This is a genomic window from Thauera sp. DNT-1 (assembly GCF_055393985.1).
The window spans coordinates 2,294,666-2,306,796 of sequence record NZ_AP043752.1 but is presented as its reverse complement, the minus strand read 5'-3'; the positions used below and the strand labels follow the sequence as shown (position 1 = coordinate 2,306,796).

At 66.9% G+C, this 12,131-nt stretch carries 13 protein-coding genes; 2 read left to right on the top strand and 11 right to left on the bottom strand.

All coding sequences use genetic code 11. The features are described from left to right. Positions 1 to 130: 130 nt before the first annotated feature. Entirely contained in the window at positions 131 to 1,474 is a 1,344-nt protein-coding gene (yjjJ, locus tag ACZ5PP_RS10615) for a type II toxin-antitoxin system HipA family toxin YjjJ (RefSeq protein ID WP_464825980.1), read from the bottom strand. A 218-nt stretch (positions 1,475 to 1,692) separates the two neighbouring features. On the opposite strand from yjjJ, the gene ACZ5PP_RS10610 reads away from it, so the two are divergent. Beyond that, positions 1,693 to 2,757, top strand: a complete 1,065-nt coding sequence (locus ACZ5PP_RS10610; RefSeq protein ID WP_464825979.1) for a glycosyltransferase — start codon at positions 1,693 to 1,695, stop codon at positions 2,755 to 2,757. Next, positions 2,757 to 3,539 carry a glycosyltransferase family 25 protein gene (locus ACZ5PP_RS10605; RefSeq protein ID WP_276658591.1) on the top strand — a complete coding sequence of 261 codons (783 nt, stop codon included), beginning with the start codon at positions 2,757 to 2,759 and terminating at the stop codon, positions 3,537 to 3,539. Before ACZ5PP_RS10610 ends, ACZ5PP_RS10605 begins: the two co-directional genes overlap by 1 nt. Here the strand turns inward: ACZ5PP_RS10605 and ACZ5PP_RS10600 are convergent. The 10 genes from ACZ5PP_RS10600 to ACZ5PP_RS10555 form a co-directional block, all read right to left on the bottom strand. Then, on the bottom strand, positions 3,494 to 4,759 hold the full coding sequence (locus ACZ5PP_RS10600) for an O-antigen ligase family protein (RefSeq protein WP_276658590.1): 1,266 nt from the start codon (positions 4,757 to 4,759) through the stop codon (positions 3,494 to 3,496). The two genes, ACZ5PP_RS10605 and ACZ5PP_RS10600, sit on opposite strands and share 46 nt — an antisense overlap. Before the next feature lie 5 nt (positions 4,760 to 4,764). Then, the gene (locus ACZ5PP_RS10595; RefSeq protein ID WP_276658589.1) at positions 4,765 to 5,607 is read right to left on the bottom strand and encodes a glycosyltransferase family 2 protein; all 843 of its coding nucleotides are present in this window, start codon (positions 5,605 to 5,607) and stop codon (positions 4,765 to 4,767) included. Positions 5,608 to 5,625: 18 nt separating this feature from the next. Beyond that, positions 5,626 to 6,714 carry a glycosyltransferase gene (locus ACZ5PP_RS10590; RefSeq protein WP_464825978.1) on the bottom strand — a complete coding sequence of 363 codons (1,089 nt, stop codon included), beginning with the start codon at positions 6,712 to 6,714 and terminating at the stop codon, positions 5,626 to 5,628. Further along, positions 6,711 to 7,706 (bottom strand): ELM1/GtrOC1 family putative glycosyltransferase, encoded by a 996-nt coding sequence (locus tag ACZ5PP_RS10585; RefSeq protein WP_464825977.1) that lies wholly within the window; start codon positions 7,704 to 7,706, stop codon positions 6,711 to 6,713. Before ACZ5PP_RS10585 ends, ACZ5PP_RS10590 begins: the two co-directional genes overlap by 4 nt. Continuing rightward, entirely contained in the window at positions 7,694 to 8,518 is an 825-nt protein-coding gene (locus ACZ5PP_RS10580) for a polysaccharide deacetylase family protein (RefSeq protein WP_004305081.1), read from the bottom strand. The genes ACZ5PP_RS10585 and ACZ5PP_RS10580 overlap by 13 nt, the downstream gene beginning before the upstream one ends. Next, positions 8,515 to 9,639, bottom strand: coding sequence for a glycosyltransferase family 4 protein (locus ACZ5PP_RS10575; protein WP_464825976.1), 1,125 nt, complete (start codon positions 9,637 to 9,639; stop codon positions 8,515 to 8,517). Before ACZ5PP_RS10575 ends, ACZ5PP_RS10580 begins: the two co-directional genes overlap by 4 nt. Positions 9,640 to 9,646: 7 nt before the next feature. Next, positions 9,647 to 9,967 carry a type II toxin-antitoxin system YafQ family toxin gene (locus ACZ5PP_RS10570; RefSeq protein WP_012586121.1) on the bottom strand — a complete coding sequence of 107 codons (321 nt, stop codon included), beginning with the start codon at positions 9,965 to 9,967 and terminating at the stop codon, positions 9,647 to 9,649. Continuing rightward, positions 9,945 to 10,217 carry a type II toxin-antitoxin system RelB/DinJ family antitoxin gene (locus tag ACZ5PP_RS10565; protein WP_012586120.1) on the bottom strand — a complete coding sequence of 91 codons (273 nt, stop codon included), beginning with the start codon at positions 10,215 to 10,217 and terminating at the stop codon, positions 9,945 to 9,947. The genes ACZ5PP_RS10570 and ACZ5PP_RS10565 overlap by 23 nt, the downstream gene beginning before the upstream one ends. Positions 10,218 to 10,313: 96 nt before the next feature. Next, complete coding sequence (locus tag ACZ5PP_RS10560) at positions 10,314 to 10,907, bottom strand: Uma2 family endonuclease (RefSeq protein WP_012586119.1); 594 nt, start codon at positions 10,905 to 10,907, stop codon at positions 10,314 to 10,316. A 223-nt stretch (positions 10,908 to 11,130) separates the two neighbouring features. Continuing rightward, positions 11,131 to 12,057 (bottom strand): mitochondrial fission ELM1 family protein, encoded by a 927-nt coding sequence (locus ACZ5PP_RS10555; protein ID WP_464825975.1) that lies wholly within the window; start codon positions 12,055 to 12,057, stop codon positions 11,131 to 11,133. Between the last annotated feature and the right edge of the window lie 74 nt (positions 12,058 to 12,131).

Here is a 12,131-nt window from a genome sequence, read left to right as displayed (position 1 = left end):
TTGGAGGCGAGTTCGGGAGGGGGGCTGACCGCGGTGCGGACTTTCCTGGACGACGATAGCGACTGGTTCTGAGGCGGGATCCGTGGGCGGCAAGACCATCGCGGTCGCCGCTCAATGCCTTGCCGGTGCCCTAACCCAGCCTGGCGATCTTGCGGCCAACCCGCGCGATGTGATCTTCCAGTGCCGCGATGCAGGGAGCAAAGCGGCGGGAGAACCCGCTCGCCGCCCGGAGACGGTGAAGGAAGGCCTGGCTCAGCGGCTCGGCGCGCCGCCAGACTTCGTTGGCGATACCGGGATGAAGCGCCGCGTCTGCAATGGTGTCGGGCAAGCCTCCGCCAATTCGGGGGGCGAAGCACATCGGTGTCATGTCGTAGGCTGGCGCGATGGCATAAGGCCGGTCGTGCTCCGAGATGAACGACAGGTTTCCACTGTGCATGTCGGTGTTGCCGATCAGGGTGCCGAATGACCACAGGAGGTTTGCCGCGTCCGCGGCTTCGGTAACGATCTGCCCTGCTTTAGCCAGGCGCTGCGCGATGCCGGGCCAGCCGCCGGTTCCGGCGCCGATAAATTCCGCGTCCATCGCGGCCAGGGAGATCAGCGCACGCCGACCGGTCGGGCCCACGCGATCGAAACGCTCCACTTCGAGAAAGCGCTGGGCTCCATGGTCGGCGACGCGCGTGACAGCGGCAGGAATGCCGGCTTCTCGCAGTGTCTCGAGGGCGAGATGTTCGGCCAGCAGGAGGTCCCTCCAGCGCTCGCTCACCGGCCCTTCCACGACTTCACTGAACTTCACGATGACGTGGCAGGGGCCGTTCGGTGTTGCCGCGAAGGCGGTGAACTTGGGTTGCTCGCCGCCTGCGGAGGATCCAGGCACTTCGCCTCTGGCGGCTTCCCCTGCCAGCCGTGCATATTGGGCCGCCTTGCCTTCTTCTTCGATTGGGCTGGGGGGGGGGGCGGTGAGAAAGCGTTCCCGCGCAACGTCACCCAGCAAAAGATTGCCTACGAGGTCGTGACCATGTGCCAGCAAGGCGCGCAGGACGTGCGTATCCGTCCAGTCGTTCAGGCGCTCCGGCAGTCCGAGTGCCGCGCCGTGCCGCGCTGCATAGGCTCGCCCAAGATAGCCTTGGGGGCGCATATCGAACAGCCACCACGGGAGCCCGTCGCTGTGCAGGGCCTCACCGTTCTCCTGAAGCATCACGAAGCCCTCGGGCCGGACAGGGATGAGCGTTCCGAGTCGTCGAATCTGCCCCTCCGCGTCGATCCGATGAACCAGGATGTCCGGCAACCCTCTGGCGTTGTCGCGCAGCGCGTACTGAATGGATCGCGCGGCACCGAGCCGAACGATCTCGCTGCCGAGCGCCCTCAGGGCGCGCGAGCCCGTCGGCTGACTGACTCCAATCAGTTCAAAGAGTTGTCGTCCGGGAAGCGGCGCTTTTGCGAGCTGGAGACGGATGGCATCGGCGTGACGTGACATGCGATGAATAGATTGGTGAATACATGGGGAGGGTCAGATTCTATACGGACGTGCGGAGGCTGGGGGCCTGCAGCCCCTCGCGCAGGTCTGCGATGCCATAGCGCCGCTGCTGCCTTCATGCGAGTGCAGAGGCTCTGCCGTCACGCGGGAGCGCTTCGGCGAATCGAACGATCGTGCGGCTATAATTCTAGGTTTACGCGGCCCGAGATCAACTTTCAATGAACATTCTCAACGCGGTCTACGGCGACTCGACCGGCGGGCGTTGGGGCGCGACGCTCAAGACCGCCCGTCTGCTCGCGGAGGAGGGGCATTCGGTCACGCTGCTGATCGACCCGGTCGATCTGCCCAACGTGCCGGCGGACTTCGTCGGCCCGGGGCTTGATGTCGTCACGCTGCGCAACTCCGGACACTACGACCTGATCGCGAGTTGGAAGGCGTCGCGTCTTCTCCGCGCCCGTCGCATCGATGCGGTGATCGCCCACAGCGGTCGGGCGATCCACATGCTCAAGCGGGCGGCGCCGCCGACGGTACCGGTGATCGCCTTCAACCACAGCCACAACATCAAGCGCACGCTCAAGGCGGACGCCTTCTTCTGCATCACGCCCTACATGCAGCAGATCGTCGAGGCGGCCACGGGTGGAGCGAAACCGTCGTTCGTGATCAGCAACGCGGTGAGCATCCCGCCGGAAGAGGTGCTGGCAGACCCTACGGATGGTGTGTTCTCGATCGGCGCGATCGGCCGTATGGTGCCCAACAAGGGGTTTCGGCATTTGCTCGATGCGCTTGCGTTGCTTGCGGTGGACGGAGTGGCGTTCCGGGCGCAGATCGCGGGCGATGGGGAGGAGCGTGCGGCGCTGCAGAAGCGGGCGGACGAACTGGGGTTGGCCGATCGGGTGGGGTTCCTGGGCTGGCTCGATCCGGCGGACAAGCCGGCGTTCTTCAACTCGCTCGACGTGATGTGCTTCACCTCGGAGTGGGAGACGCAGGGCATCGTGATCCTGGAGAGCTTTGCATGGAACAAGGCCCTGATCGGCACGGCGATCGACGGGCCATCGAGCTGTTATGCGGATGGCGAGACGGCGCTCGTCGTGCCACCGGCCGATCCGCCCGCGCTCGCGGCCGCGCTGCGTCGCCTGCATGACGATCGGGCCTTGCGCCAACGCCTGGCTCGCAACGGGCGTCAGGCAGCGATCAAGCATTATTCGAACGAGGTGGTTGCGCAATTGCTGGATCGATGTGTTTGCCAACTGGTCTCGGACGCGTGCGCAGGGCGCCTGCGGTGATGGACGGTTCGCCGATCTTTGTCGTCAATCTCGCTGGCGCTACAGTGCGATGGGAACGGATTGCGCAGAACCTGTGCCAGGTGGGGTTGAGCAGATACGAGCGGTTCGAAGCGGTCGATGGGCGCCGTTTGCCCGACGCGGTGTTGCGTGAGCGCGTCGATCACGATTTTTTTTGCACGTGGTACGGGCGTCCGCCTTCACCGGGCGAGGTGGGATGCACCTTGTCGCACCTCGGAGCCTATGCGCGCTTTCTGGAGACTCGGGCCCCGTTCGTGGTGGTGCTGGAGGACGACGCGCTGGTCCTGCCGGAAACCGTCGCGCTGCTGGAGGACGTGCGGCTGCAGGCCTGGCTTGCAGCCGATGCACCACGGGTGCTGCTGCTCAGCGCCGCGGATCGCTACCTGAAGCGAGGGGCGATTCCCTTGGGCGCGGGGCATCGGCTGACGCGGGTGCGAAATGCCTGGCTGGCGCATGCCTATCTGATCAACCGGGCAGGGGCCGGGCTCCTGCTGGCGCGACAAAAGCCGATCCGCTTTCTGGTGGACGACTGGCTCGATCTCGACATGGTCTGGGGCCTGCAGGTCTCCTGCGTGCAGCCGCCTTGTGCCTCCTTGCATGAGACGGCGGCCGCTTCTTCCCTCGACCCGGATCGGCATGGATTGCGCGCAAACGCGCGTGCGCCCGCACTGGCAAAGAGGCTACGTCGTCTGCTAAGACGGCTTGCGGACGCGCTGTACTACAAACCGTTTTGTGGCCTCGACAAGGGCGCTGGGCCTCGGTGACGGTCGGATGTCGCGGGAGTTTGAGCGTACGCCTGAGCCCTGAGGGCGGTCACGAGGAAAACGAAGCCCATGGTGAGCTTGGTGTCGACAAAGACGGTCTCGGTCAAGGCTTCGATCGTGATGACTGCGAGTGCCATCACCAAGGGCGCTCGTCCTGGAAGCGGGACGCGCCGGACCGCACCGACAAACAATGCGAGCAGCGCAGCGAGTCCGAGCAGCCCGTAGCTGGCCAGAGTATCCAAGTATTCGCTGTGAAGGTGCTCGAACCATTTGAAGAGATCGGGGTTGTACCCTTTCTCTTCTAAAAATTCAGCGGCTGCCGCTCCCCGTTTTTCCTGGCCGGTGCCGACACCGGTCAAGAGACTCTGCGAGGCCAGGTAAAGGGCCGAGTGCCACATCTGCAGCCGTAAGCCGAATGAGGTGCCTAGCTGCCCGGACTGGATTGCGGAAATTTCCGCCTTTGTGTCGTCAATGCGGGTTTGTACCATTGGGAATTGATAGACAGCTACGACAAGCGTTGCGGCGATCAATAGCCCCAGTCCCGTGGTTCTCGCCTTGTTTATCCGGAGTTTCTCAAGGCTTTGAAGGCCGAGATAGGCAAGAGCAATCAGGACCGCTGGTACGAGGCCTCGCGTGCCCGAAAGTAGCACTGCAATCAGCCCGGTTGCAGTTCCAGTCAGCAGAACGCCACGCAGAATCAATTCTTTCGAGCGCAGCGAAAAATACAAGGCGCACATCGCGAGCATGGCCATCAGCGTTCCGTAAGGAATCGGGTGATGTGCAATGGTGGAGCCTGCACGAGTTGCCTTGCCTGAGATGATCTCTTCCATGCCTGCTGAGCCGCCGATCAGACAGCCCACCGCCGCGCCTAGCCCGATCGCTGCCGGATGAAATCCATACCTTCGCAGGTGGATCAGGATCGGAATTGCTGCTAGGAAACGGAAGGGTGGGTCAAGCTTTTCCGGTGGAAGCCCCTCCAATGTCCGGTAGAGGATGAGGTACAGGGTATAAATCGATAGCCCGATGATCCATGGCGCCTGTTCTTTCAGGGTCGCGCGCGCAGGAAGCAGGTTGAACGGCAGCGTGATCAGGCCGAGCAGCAGCAGCAGGCTCGACCCGATGGTGTATTTGGGGCCGACGACGATGAAGGCGAGAAACCAGAAGATCGCGACCGTATTGACGTAGTAAAGCGGCCGCTCCACGGCGTTCGGGAGTTGCATGGGGATCAGCTTTCGAGAGGGGGCTGGAAGGGAGTGCCGGTGGTTTGTGCCGTGAGGACCGGGTCGAGGCGCGTTAGGCTGGACTCCTGAGCGTGCGCACCATAACGACCAACCCGGTCCCTTAGGTTGCCAAACAACAGCCTAGACCCATACCGCCACGGATGCTTCAGCAGATGCCTCCACATCAGCCCCGGATACAGCTTGATCAGCATCGCGATCGTCAGCGCCTTGGTTGGTGAGGTGCCCACGGTCGGCCCCTTGTGCTTGCGGTACTCCAGGATCACCTCCGGGAGGAACTCCCCGCGATAGCCGCGCGACCACAGCCTCAGGTAGAGCTCCCAGTCTTCCCGCAACATGCGGAAGCCGTCGTCGTATCCACCGGCATCGACGATGACCTGTTTGCGCAGCAGCGTGGTGGCGCAGACGAAGTTGGCCTTGGCGAGCTTGCGCGGGTCGAAGGGCTGCGAGGCGAACAGGCCGGTCTTGACGCCGAAATACTCCATCTGGCCATAGACGTAGCCGACGTCCGCCGGCGCGTCGCGCAGACGTGCCAGCATGTGCTCGACCGCGGTGGGCACCAGGCGGTCGTCCGCATCCAGGAACATCACGTTTTCGCCGCGTGCTAGGCTCAGTGCATTGTTGCGCGCGATGCAGACGCCGGAGTTGTTCTGGGTGAGGACGGTGATCGGGTAGCGGCGGGCGATCTCCACGCTGCCGTCGGTGGAGCCGTCGTCGATGAAGAGGATCTCGCAATCCTGCCAGGTCTGCGCCAGCGCCGATTCAATCGCCTCGGCGAGGAAGCGCCCGTAGTTGTAGTTGGTGATAATGATGGAGACGAGCGGCTGCATGGCGAGTTTGCGGACGGGTCAGGCCTGAAGGATGTCCCGCAGCACCTGTGCGATGACGCGGTTGGAGTAATGCGATTCGTAGCTTGCTCGTGCTGCATCCCCATAGCAAGCGAGCGCCTCACGGTGTTGATGCAGTCGCCGGACGGCGTCGACGATGCTCTTCGGATTGCCCGCCTTCGCCCAGAAAACACCGTGTTCCTCGTCCGCCCGTAGTTCGGGCGTGAAGGCCGGCGTTGCCGCGGTGAGCACCGCCCGCCCGATCGCCAGCCCCTGATACACCTTGTTCGGAATCACCCGCAGCGCCTTGTCGCTGGTGCCGAAGATGCCGAGGATGGCGTCGGCGCTGGCGAGCCGGCCGGGGAGCTCGGGCAGCGGGCCCCAGCCTTCGAAGCTGACGCGGCTGGGGCCGGTGGCGCCGGCAAGCGGCGCGAGGAGACGTTCGCACTCCGCCTTCATCGGCCCTTCGCCGATCAGGCGCCAGTGGGTGGGCGGGCCGTCGTAGTGCAGGATGGCCTGCGCCAGCACATCCACCCCCTGCAGGCCGATGAAGGTGCCGAAGAAGGCGAGTTCCAGCGGCGCATCGGCGGGCTTGTGCGGCCAGGGCTGCGGGGTGAACAGCGACTCCTCGGCGCCGACCGGGATCACGCGGATGCGCGCGCGCGCCACGCCGTGGGTGGCGTGGAAGTAGTCGGCGTGGCCCTCGGTGTCGGCGATCAGCCAGTCGGGCAGCTGGAAGAGGCGCGATTCCCACTCCAGCAGCTTGCGCGCCTTTGCGCTGTCCGCGGCGAACTTGTGCTTTTCGTTCATCTGCTTGTCGTAGGCGCTGATCAGCGGGTCGAAGACCAGCGGCACGCGCTGGCGGCGGGCGTAGCGCGCGGCGGCGGCGAGGTCGCGCTGGCGGAAGCACGGCACCCAGACGAGGTCGGGGCGGTGGCTGCGCTCCAGGAGGTTCCGCAGGGCGTACTCGAGGTCGGCGGTGGCCGACAGCGCGGGCAGGAAGCGGCTCACCTCGCAGCCGAGGCTGCGCAGCACCGACTCGATGACGCGGTTGCGCGGGTAGTCGGGCCCGTAGTTGCCGTAGCGGCCCCAGATCAGCACCTTCTTCATGGTGTTGTCGGCTCCAGCAGCGCGAGGACGACGTCGGCGATCTCGGCCTGCACGTCGGGCACGGGCGTGCTGCAGTCGGGGAATGCGATGTAGGCGAGGCCCGCGAGCGGCTGGCGCACCAGCAGGCCGCGCTCTGCATAAGCCTGCAACGCGGCGCCATCGTTGGCGTTGGGCTGGGCGACCACGGGCGAGACCGAGACCACCGGCCGGCCGGAGTAGAGGCTCTCGGCCACCATGCTGAGGCTGTCCTCGGTGACGACGATCGCGCTTGCCGCGCCGAGGAAATCGCGCATGACCTTGCGCGGCGCCTGCGACCACCACACGGCGTCGGCGATCAGTTCGACGGGGATGCTTTCGCGCAGCCAGGCTTCGGCGACAGCGCCGGTACGGCGGGACGTGGTGAGCAGCAGGCGGGCGCCGTCGCGGCGGGCGAGCGCGGCGAGGCCGGCGCCGAAGGCGCGCCAGTCGGCTTCCTTGAAGACATAGCCAGCGCCATCGCCGCCGACGAGTACCGCGATCCGTGGTTCGCCGGTCGGGGGAGGCAGCGGACGGGCGAGCTCGCCCGGCACCGGCGGCAGGGGCAGCACGTGATTGCACGCGACACCGAGCGGCACCACGGTGAACACGCCGGCGAAGGCGGCCGGGTCGTAGCCCTTGAGGGTGCCGCTATACACGTTGGGCACGCCGTGCCGGCGCGCGAGCAGGGCGTTGGCGAGCAGGGTGTTGGCGCCGGACGAGACGATCAGCGCGGGCTGGCCGGCGGGTGGGGTGAGGCCGTAGATCCGCCGCAGCCACGTGTCGGTGTCGCGGATGCGCGGCAGCAGCAGGCGGCCCAGGCGCTTCCAGAAAGGGCTGCGGATCTTCAGCTCGATGGTGCGCGTTTCCACCATCCGCCGGGTGGCGAGCGCATCGACGATGCCGCGGCTCTGGCTGAGGTGCCCGGGGGCCCCGTCGCTGAGCAGCCAGATGGCGAGCGGCCTCACTTCTTCCACCCCCGTTTCCCGCCGCGCATGCGCAGCGCGAACGCGAGCAGCTTGTCCTTGCCACTGATTTTGATGCGCTTGAGCTGCAGCGGATCGGGGCGCGGGGTGCGTGCGTCGATGCCGTCGATGGTCGTCACTGCGGTCGTGTAGCCGGCCGCGCGTGCGAGCGCGACGTCTTCCTCGCCGTAGATCCCGAACGGATAGGCGAAGCTCGCCACCGCCTGGCCGGTCTGCGCCTGCAGCAGGCGGCGGGACTCGGCCAGCTCGTGGCGCTTGTCTGCCGCCGAAGTCGTGCCCATGTTGATGTGGGTGAGCGTGTGCGAGCCGATCTCGATGCGGCCGCTCGCGACCAGGCGCTGCAGCTCGTCGTCGCTCAGCTTGGGTTCGCGCGCGAGCTCGCCGGTGTTGTGGTGCGCCTTCTTGGCGGTGGACCAGTCGCGGTCGTGGCGGTCGACGACGATGTAGATCGTTGCCTTGGCGTCGTACTTGTCCAGCAAGGGCAGGGCGTTATGCAGGTTGTCGGCGTAGCCGTCGTCGAAGGTGATCGCGACACTCTTCTCGGGCAGCTCGTCCCACTGCGCCCACAGCTCGCCGACGGTGAAAAATGTCCAGCCCTTGCGCTTCAGCCAGTCGAGCTGGGCCTCGAAGCGTTCGGGGGGGACGCGCAGGCCGTTGAACTTCGCGCCCGGGCGGTGCGGGCTGACCATGTGGTACATCAGCACGCGCGGATGGCGCAGATCGACCGGCTTGCGCCACCAGGCGTAGCGGTTGGAGAACCAGCCGGCGGCGAGCGCCGCGGAGAGGGCGAGCCACTCGGTCATGCGAGGCTCCTGTAAAGCTTCAGCGTCTGCGCCTGCATGTTCGCGAGCAGGAAGCGGCTGTTGTGCTCCACCACCGGGGTCCGTCCGGCGATCACGTCCGCCGCCCGCACGGTAGCGGCGGCGACGTCCCCATTGCCCACCGCCCCATGCGGGAACAGCTCGGCGAGGATCTCCGCCACCCCGCCATGCGCGTACCCCACCACCGGCCGCCCCATCGCGAGCGGCTCGAGCACCGTGCGCCCGAAGGATTCCGGCGTGCTCGACAAGCTCAGCACGCAATCCGATACCGAATAGATCTCGCGCACGTCGCTGCGGTGGCCGGTGAACACGATGCGATCGCCCAGCCCCTCCGCCTGCACGCGCTCGCGGATCTCCTTCGCGTAGCCCGGCCGCTTCGGGTCTTCGCCGCCGACGACCAGCCCGATCACGTCGATGCCCTCGGCGACCAGCCTGGCGACCAAGGTGATGAAGTCGTGATGACCCTTCAGGCGCGTCAGCCGCCCGGGCAGCGTCAGCACCTTGCGCTGGCCGATCTGCGGGAATTCGGCATGAAAGCGCGCCAGCCATTCGTCCGACGGCGGATAGTCGCGCGGAAACTCCGCCGGGTCGATGCCGCGCGGGATCACCGTGATGTGCTCGTCCGCCAGATGCGGCCAGCGTGTCGGCGGGTAGTGGCTGCGGAGGTAGTCGCGCACCGTGTCGCTGACTGCGATCACGCGCTCGCCCGCGCACATGATGGCGCTGTAGCGGCTGACCGAGTGCATGCCGTGCACCGTGGTGACGAAGTGTGGGCGGGCGTCGGCCGGCATGCCGCGCCAGGCCAGCCACACCACCCAGGCGGGCAGGCGCGAGCGGGCATGGACGATGTCGAAGCGCTCGGCCTCGAAGAGCCTGCGCAGCGCGCGGTAGTGCAGGAAGGTGGTCGGCGACTTGCGCCCGAGGTCGCGCGCGAGGTGGCGCGAGCCTTCGTCCTGCAACTGCCCGACCAGGCGCCCGCCCCTGGACAGCACCACCGATTCGTGCCCGGCCGCGACCAGCGCGCGCGCGATCTCGAGCGTGCCACGCTCGACGCCGCCGCTGTCCAGCGCGGGGAGAAGTTGCAGGACCTTGAGGGCTTTCATTCGTGCCTCATCCCTCGAAGAGATCCGCATGGGTGCCCGCCCGGACGAAGGTAATCTGTCGGTCATCGGCGCTGTAGATGAGCAGGAAGTCGCCGCCGACGTGGCATTCGCGGTGATCGGCCCACTCGCCCTTGAGCGGGTGGTCGAACCACTCCGGGCCGAGCGGGGCGTCGTTGGCGATGAGCAGCAGCATGACTTCCTTGAGCCGCTTGAGGTCGAAACGGCCGGAGCGGCTGAATCGTTCCCAGTCCTTGTGGAAGGCCTTGCTGAAATCCGCGGCGCGCGGCAGCGATGCTCGCTTGGTTTTAGCGGGCTTTTTCGAGCTCATCGAAGAGGGCGTCGGTCGATTCGAAACGTGCCTGGTGTGCCTTCATCATGGCGCGCGCCTCTTCCATGGCGGCGCGCGTTTCGGCGTTGGGGACCTTGAGTTCGAGCGGGAAGGCCTGGTCGTTGACGACGCGCTTGAGGAAGATGCGCACGGCGTCGGACATCGACAGGCCCATGGCGGCCAGCGCCTCGGTGGCCTGGGTCTTCGTTTCGTCGTCGACGCGGATGTGGAGCATTGAACTCTGTGCCATGGCTTCCTCGCTTGCGGAGTGCGAATTATGTATCGCATATGAGATGCGATCAAGCCAGGCGGTTCCTGTGGCGGGAGCGAAGCCGGGTCGGCCAGATCAATACTCCGGCTTGGGCAGGCGTGCGACCAGCGCGTCCCAGGCGATCGACACGCCCGGCAGCACGCCGATCGGGGTCGCGTCCTTCAGCTCGTAGATCTCCGGCCGGCCGTACTGGCCGTTGTCGAGCAGATAGACAGTGAGGGTGCGGTCCCCCGGGTGCACCAGCCAGTATTCGCGCACGCCGGCGCGCTCGTAGGTGCGGCGCTTGGCGATCTGGTCGTGGGCGGCGGTGCTGGGGGAGAGCACCTCGAGCACCCAGTCGGGCGCGCCGCGCACGCCGCGGCGGTCGATCTTGCGCGGGTCGCATACCACGAGGATATCGGGCTGCACCACGGTGTCGATGGCAGCGTCGGCTTCGTCCTTGCGCGGCAGGCGGACGTCGACCGGGGCGATGTAGGGGCGGCAGGGCTGGCCGTCGAGCTGGTTGCGAAGCTGATAGTAGACCTCGCCGGCGACCTCCTGATGCTCGACCAGCGGTGCAGGTGACATCAGGAAGGCTTCGCCGTCGATCAGCTCGTAGCGTGTCTCGTCCGGCCACTGCAGGTAGTCGGCGTAGGTGTAGTGCTTTTCCTTGCGCAGCGCGAGGCCCATGGCGGTGCTCCGATCCGGTTCGGGGGATAGCGGTATTGTAGGCCGGCGGCGGGCCCGCCTTGTATACGCGATGTTTCGTGTAGGAGCGGCGCCAGCCGCGAATACGGCCGTCGGGTGCGCGACGTGGGCGGACGAAGCTCAACCGCCGCTTTCGCGCCTTGCGGCGCTTATATGGACGCCTCCTACAGAAAACCGTCGCGGTGCGGGGGGCTCGAACTTGTGCTCACGCTCCGAACCGTGCCAGCACCGCCTCGGCCACGCGCTCGGCTTCGGCCAGGCGCTCGGGGGGCGTGCTCAGGCGGCCGGTGCGCTGCCAATCGGCGAACGGGGTGACGAAGCCCTCGCGCTGCAGGTTGGCGACGCCGGCGGTGATGCGCGTCTCGCCCAGGCGCGGCACGGCGAGCAGGCCGGTGGCGGCGCCGGCGGTGAGGCTCTCGTACACCATCGACACGCTGTCTTCCGTCACCCAGGCCTGCGCACTGCGCGCGACCTGCTCCATCGCCCAGCCGGGCGGGGTGTCGCGCACCGGGCGCACGTCCACGCCGCGTTCGCGCAGCGCGAGCAGGGCGGGTTCGGTGTCGGCGGGCGTGCGCCGCGAGGTGGTGAGCGTCCATCGCACGGCGGGTGTGGCCACGAGGATGGCGTCGAGCTGGGCGAGCAGGCCGGCGGTGTCCCAGCCGTGGTGCTTCGACGGCCCGCCGATCAGGAACAGGCCGCGATCGTCGGCGCGCTCGGCGCTCGGGCGCGCGGTGTTCACCACGCCGCGGGTGGCGATGACCTTGGCGTGGGCCGGCGGTGCGTCGTGCTGCGGGATCACGCACAGGTCGAAGCAGCCCAGCGGCAGACTGGGCCGCATCAGTGCGATCAGCCTGCCGCCGCGCGCGCGTCGGGCTGCGAGGCCGGCGAGGTGGGTGCGGTGGCCGGCGACGAGGATGAGGTCCGGGTCGGGCAGTCCGGCGCCGGGCGGGAAGCGCCCACTCGACCACTGCCACAGCGCGCTGCGCCCACTCGGTGCGTCGATCCAGTGCGTCTCGACCGTGGTGCGCGCCGCCAGCGCCTGCGCCAGGCCCTGCAGCTGGCTGCGGTGGCCGGGCTTGTTGTCGGTGATGAGCCAGAGGATCGTCATGTCGGGGCGGATGCCGATGGTCAATTGCAGGCCTCGACCGCAGTCGAGTGTGGAAACGGAATGGGATGGACGCTTGCGTTCACGTGCAGCCCTGGCGG